This window comes from Asaia sp. VD9 (assembly GCF_037150015.1).
Classification (GTDB): Bacteria; Pseudomonadota; Alphaproteobacteria; order Acetobacterales; family Acetobacteraceae; genus Asaia.
In genome coordinates, this window is record NZ_JBBCQM010000029.1 from 1 (window position 1) to 5,474 (window position 5,474).

Here is a 5,474-nt window from a genome sequence, read left to right on the forward strand (position 1 = left end):
CGCGGAACCCATCAGGGCCAGCAGTCCAAAACCGACTGCGCAAACAGGCCGGACAGAAGACTGCTCCTGATCAACGTCAGTGTGTCATTTTTCTCTTGCAACACGGGAGCCATCCACAGAGGACACACGCCACCCCGAAAGCCATGCCGCAGCCCGACGCTTGCGCGTCTGGCTGAAGGAGCATGACGCATGAGCGTTCGTAAGTTCCTCGATCTGAGCACGGGGCATCTCTCGCCGCGCGACCGCGAGCAGCTGACTGGATTGCTGACCGAACAACCGCCCTACGCATCAAGCAGCTCGATGACGGGGGAAAGGGGATGGCTGATCTACGTATCGACCGATCCGGATCCTGCGCATTGGAGCGAGATCCCAGCGCTCGTCGCAATCCTTGCTCGGGCGCGCGAGCTGGACTGCGATTACGTCCTGCTCGATGCGGATGGCCCGTTCGATGAAACCCTTCCACTCTTCGACGAGGACTGACCACAATGCCAAACTACTACACCAAATTCTCCACGCTGCTGCCGCTACAGAACGCAGACGCTGTCAGTCAGGCTCTCACCTTGCTCGAAACGATGCGTGCAGAGGGCGAGGGCGGGCCTTTTGAATCAGACTTCCTCGGCTTTGAAGCCGAGGCGAACGAGCCTCCCGATAACGAATTGCAGCATCTGTGGATTCATCATGATGAAAGCGGATCGGTCGAGGACGTGCTGACCTTCGTGTACGCCTGCTGCGAGAAGAAGCTTACTTTGCCGGTCCGCTGGAGCCTTATCTGGGCTGGTGATTGCAGCAAGCCATGCCTTGATGCGTATTGCGGTGGTGCGATCGTGCTCGACTTGGCGACGGGCACAGAGATCGCCTCGCTCAGCCTCACGAATTGGGCGTACCAGATTGAGCAATCGAGCCATCAGGTGTTCGATGTCGATCGTGAGGCTGCCGCTCAGGCGCATGACTACGTCATGCAAAAGCTTGATGGCGAGGCCACACCCGAGACGCCCGCCATGCTCCCCATCCGCACCGCTCTCGCGTCGGTATCGCTTGGGCAAACCGTCACGATCAGTGGCGTGAGCCCCGATTGATCCTCCCCAATGCCGTCCGCCCCGAGAGGCCAGTGGACCGCTGAGAAGGGGCCGAAGAAAACGAGAAAAGAGGAGAGGGACCGCTCTCATGGTGCGCACAGCCCTACAAGGGGTTGTCGCAAGCTCCCGACGCGCCGTGCCGGCGCATCGCCCTTTCCGGGCTGCACGCGCCATGAGCTGCGGATCGGGTCAAGGGGAGAAAAGACAGACAGTCAGCTCCGTCCTGACCACCCCGGCGGTCCATGAGATGTGGCTCGCCAGGTGTTCCGATCCATCCCGAAAAGGAACCCGTCATGACGAAAGAAAACAATCAGGCCCTGATCGCCAACACGCGCGAACTCGCCGCCATGTTCCTCTATGTCACGGCTTTCGTGATGCTGGTCCTGACCTGCACATGCGGCCCGAGCCTCTTGGCCGGGGATGATACCAGGCCTGTTCACCACACCACGCTTCTCGCGCGGCGCTGATCCGACAATGCCGGACGCACACCCCCACTCCCTGATTTCGGTCATCGAGGAGGCACTCGGCTACGAAGCCGAGGCCTTCGAAGAGGATCATCCCGTAGAGGGCGCCGACCTCGTCGAGTGGTTCGCCCAGTGGCGCTTGCGCGCCCAGGCGGCTGTCGCCGCCGCAATCGGGAATAAGACTTCACTCTGAAACGCCGTGCCATACGGTGAAAGGATCTCGCCATGCGGACCGCTCTCCATGCTGCCAAAGGTTATGCCCCCTCCGCCGACATGAAAGCCGCAGCGCTTTGCGCGTATTTCGGAAATCCCCGTCGAACCCTGGCGGAAGCTGCCTTCCTCAGGGACGCCTCTGAAGAGGACGTTCTTCTCGCATCACGTAGCGCCAGCTGGCGCCGTGAAGCCACTTACGCCCAGCGTTCAGCCCGACGCCTTCTTCTGGAAGGTGAGGATTGATGCGCTCGGACGCACATCCTCTTCATCCAGGCAAAGCGTCTCCCAGGCCGCGATCAATCGTTTGCATGTCTGCCAGGCACGATAGCGGGCGCTGAACGCGGCCCGGTGATCCTGCGGATCTCCGGTCTGCTCAGCACGCCACGTCATATCATGCACACGCGTGATGTTTCGCTGCATGGTGACGCGAGCGGGAGCAAACCAGATTTCGCGTTTGCTCGCTGCTTCGCCTGCAGCGGCGGGCAAGACGATCTGGCGACGCATCTTCATACCGATCGCGTTGCCCTGCTCACGCAAGGCGTTCAGATCGGGTGCCGGCAGTCCATAATGCAGGCATTCATCGGCCATGCTGGTATCTGCGGGGAGCTGCGCCAGCAGGTGATCAAAGGTGGGCGCAGCACAGCGTTCGGTCGGAAACCGAAGAAGCCTTGCACACGCCTGAATCATGGGTTCTCCTCGCATGAGGAAAGATAAGCGCGGCTCCGGGAACAAAGTAAAGGGATATCAGTATGTTGCGCGATTTTTTCCGTGCTTGCGCAGTCTTCGCGACCTTGGCCATGTCCCTGACCACGGCTCACGCCCAGACCCATCCTTGCGATGACCTTTCTGTCGGCCACACGCCGCCGGCATTTCTTGCGCTGTCAGTCCGGCGAAATACAGCGATCGTCTGTCGCCAGGTCTATATCGCGATGCAGTCACTGGACGCGCGTATTCCTCTCTGGTCGGCCGAGCACCTCACAGACGAGGCGCTCGACAGTGCGGAAAGCCTTGGACGCGTCACGAAATTCTTCCATCCGGAAGCAGGACTGCCTTATGGCCAACGTGCAGAGCTTGCGGATTACCGTGGCTCTGGCCTCGATCGCGGCCATCTCACCCCGAGCGGCGACGCGCCTGATCAGCTCTCCCAGGAGGAGACCTTCTCTCTCGCCAATGTCGTGCCCGAAACACCGGCCCTGAACGAAGGGGTCTGGACCGGGATCGAGATGGCAGTGGCCGACTGGGCGCACAGGGTCGGCGAGCTCTACGTCGTGACTGGTCCCGTGCTTCAGACAAATGGGCCGACGATCGGCTGGGACCGCATTCCGGTTCCCGTTGCGATCTGGAAGGCGGTCTACGATCCCGTTCACGAACAAGGCGGCGCGTGGCTGTGCCGCAATGACGATGCGCCTGTCTGCGAGACGCTGGGTTTCGCGGCGCTCGAACAACGGATCGGTATTGACCCGTTCCCGAGCTTGTCCCTGCAGATTCATAATGCTGATCCCGAGCTTCCTCAGCCGGAAATCAGCCCTTACACCCCGCGCTCACGTTCAACCGGTGCAGAGCGACGCGCCCTTATCGATCCAATCCTGCGCGGCTTCTCCCGGCGCTTCTGATCAGTTGCCGATAAGCGCATATCCGCGCTTCTTTCGATACCGGATCATGCGCGTCAGCGCGTTCGCGGCCTCTCCCTCATCCTGATAGAGATCGACGCGCGTGCTACCTGCCGTGCCGATACGGCCCCATTGCCGCAGCAATGTCGCGCCGCCGAACAGATCGCGGTGGATGCTCAGACGATAATATCGCCACTCATTCCTGTCCGGTCTGATACGGCGCAATAGCGCCTCGACCGGGAAGAGGGACATCTGCTGTCCCACCTCGCTGTCAGCTTTGCGCGATCTGCGTCGGGAAATAGCCATCTCGCGATGCTGCCACAAAACCCTCACCTATTTCCATCACGACCTCGCGTGACGACTGCGCAGCAGCACGACCGCGACAGGAGAAAACGCATGCATTCTTCCTGCCTCACAGCCGTCAGGCTCAAATTCCTATGCTCCGGCTATCAAAGCGCCCTGCCGATCGAACTCTTCACCGCACCGAACGCGCCCGAGCTTGTGGGCGTGTCCATTGCTCATGACGACACGATGGGCGATCTGCGCGAACGGTTGGGTAATGAGATCCTCCTGCGCATCGACTGGGATCTCTGGGCGGATCGTGGTGATTCCACCAATGCGCGTGTCAATGCGGTGCTTGCGCTGCTGGAAGCGCCCATTGCCTCCGTTTTTCCAGGCGACTTCGCCGATATCGCCGATCCGTCGGCACCTCCTCCTCCTGTCGAGCCCTATCTGGAATCTGCTCCTGATGGGTCAGGCGTCTTCCATGTCGCTGATAATATCAGCGGCGACATGCTCGCCGGTCCTTTCGCAACCAAGGAACAGGCGAAACAGGCCCTCGACGCTCTCCTCGTGATCCATCCCAGCCCGGAATGGTTCAAGCGCTGGTATGACCTCGAGCTGGAGTATGCGGGTCAGGACGTGATCCGCGCATAATGTGCCACGCCTTTACTTCTCACTGAACAGCGATCACGGCACTATGGATCCGGGTCACAGAAACCAACCTGTTCCCAGTGAGGGCGCTGAACATGATCGACACTAAGTATCGCACTGCCTACGCGGAGACATGCGAGCTCTACGACAGACTGGCGCCACAGATGGGCGGGAAGGATTACGGCTACGAGATCCTGTATGGACCAGAGGTCGTGACACCCTCGCTCTTCATTCTTGGGTACCAGCCGGGATGTACCGAGAAGGATAAGACCATGTCCGAGGAGAAGAAGCGCCCAATAACTCCTCCTTCCGATCTGGCCTATGCGAAAGAGGTGTGGCCGTTAGCCAGAGCTTTGCGGAGCATTTGGCCAGCCGATCGTATGACCGACATGATGGGCGGCAATATCAATTTCTTCCGCGCTGCCACTGTCAACGAATGGACAACAATCCCACTTTCTGTCCGTCGTGAGCTGCAAGCGCACTCTCTCAGAACAATCCAGAAATTGGTCGAAGCTTATGCGCCCAGGCGCATTCTTGTCATCGGGCTCGATACCCTCAAGAGAATACCAGGGCACATCATCGACAAGGGTCATGTCTCTTCAATAGATCCGTCACGTCATAATCCGATCGCCCAGGAGGCTACGTTGTGGGGAATGCCGGCTCTTGCTGTGACCCATCTGAGCGGGGCTCGTCTCAAAGCCGGGGACAGGCAGAATATCTATAATTATGCGCGTGCCTGGTCAGGTATCTGATCCATATCGTGCTTCGCTTTTTCTTACGATGCCCGTTGAAGAACACGGGCGTCTCCCCTTCGGGGCCACGTGACACGGGCTCCGCCCCAAGCCCCTATGGCCATTCGGCGTATCCCGTTGACGCATTCATCAGGGCGATGCTTGAGCCGAACCAATCACAATACGCCATGCCATAGGCCTCGATAGCTTCAAGACGGCTTCCACCCCATCTTCCTCCGCTCCCGTTGGTCGCTTCGTGCAGACGGGTCCCCTGAGAACCCATCTTGACCCCATCTCCGTCCACAGCGGTCCTGAAAGTGTCGGGACATGGCGTAATCGCGACGAGAGGGGATGCCATACGTGTATGATGACCCCAGTCACGGAAATGATGGAGGACAGCATGTGTGCTACCCACAATGATGATCTGAAATATGTCGGCCTGGATGT

The 5,474-nt window shown here is 59.6% G+C and carries 9 protein-coding genes; 7 read left to right on the forward strand and 2 right to left on the reverse strand.

Annotated features, from left to right (window positions below; all coding sequences use genetic code 11):
• Positions 1 to 189: 189 nt before the first annotated feature.
• The 4 genes from WFJ47_RS16235 (at position 190) to WFJ47_RS16250 (ending at position 1,733) form a co-directional block, all read left to right on the forward strand.
• A complete protein-coding gene (locus tag WFJ47_RS16235; protein ID WP_336764386.1) occupies positions 190 to 480 on the forward strand; it encodes a hypothetical protein in 291 nt (96 codons plus the stop codon).
• A gap of 5 nt (positions 481 to 485) precedes the next feature.
• Positions 486 to 1,076 (forward strand): hypothetical protein, encoded by a 591-nt coding sequence (locus WFJ47_RS16240; protein ID WP_336764388.1) that lies wholly within the window; start codon positions 486 to 488, stop codon positions 1,074 to 1,076.
• Positions 1,077 to 1,369: 293 nt separating this feature from the next.
• On the forward strand, positions 1,370 to 1,543 hold the full coding sequence (locus WFJ47_RS16245; protein ID WP_336764390.1) for a hypothetical protein: 174 nt from the start codon (positions 1,370 to 1,372) through the stop codon (positions 1,541 to 1,543).
• 7 nt (positions 1,544 to 1,550) lie between these two features.
• The gene (locus tag WFJ47_RS16250) at positions 1,551 to 1,733 is read left to right on the forward strand and encodes a hypothetical protein (RefSeq protein ID WP_336764392.1); all 183 of its coding nucleotides are present in this window, start codon (positions 1,551 to 1,553) and stop codon (positions 1,731 to 1,733) included.
• Between the two features lie 227 nt (positions 1,734 to 1,960).
• Here WFJ47_RS16250 and WFJ47_RS16255 read toward each other — a convergent pair whose 3' ends face one another.
• Complete coding sequence (locus tag WFJ47_RS16255) at positions 1,961 to 2,440, reverse strand: hypothetical protein (protein WP_336764394.1); 480 nt, start codon at positions 2,438 to 2,440, stop codon at positions 1,961 to 1,963.
• A 62-nt stretch (positions 2,441 to 2,502) separates the two neighbouring features.
• On the opposite strand from WFJ47_RS16255, the gene WFJ47_RS16260 reads away from it, so the two are divergent.
• Complete coding sequence (locus tag WFJ47_RS16260; protein WP_336764395.1) at positions 2,503 to 3,366, forward strand: DNA/RNA non-specific endonuclease; 864 nt, start codon at positions 2,503 to 2,505, stop codon at positions 3,364 to 3,366.
• On the opposite strand, the gene WFJ47_RS16265 is transcribed toward WFJ47_RS16260, so the two are convergent.
• Positions 3,367 to 3,615, reverse strand: coding sequence for a WGR domain-containing protein (locus WFJ47_RS16265; protein WP_306310236.1), 249 nt, complete (start codon positions 3,613 to 3,615; stop codon positions 3,367 to 3,369). It abuts the gene before it with no gap.
• Between the two features lie 144 nt (positions 3,616 to 3,759).
• Here WFJ47_RS16265 and WFJ47_RS16270 point away from each other — a divergent pair, with 144 nt between their 5' ends.
• Both WFJ47_RS16270 and WFJ47_RS16275 read left to right on the forward strand, forming a co-directional pair.
• Positions 3,760 to 4,299 carry a hypothetical protein gene (locus WFJ47_RS16270; protein ID WP_336764398.1) on the forward strand — a complete coding sequence of 180 codons (540 nt, stop codon included), beginning with the start codon at positions 3,760 to 3,762 and terminating at the stop codon, positions 4,297 to 4,299.
• Between the two features lie 92 nt (positions 4,300 to 4,391).
• Positions 4,392 to 5,048: a hypothetical protein gene (locus WFJ47_RS16275; RefSeq protein ID WP_336764400.1), complete on the forward strand. Its 657-nt coding sequence runs from the start codon at positions 4,392 to 4,394 to the stop codon at positions 5,046 to 5,048.
• Positions 5,049 to 5,474: the final 426 nt, after the last annotated feature.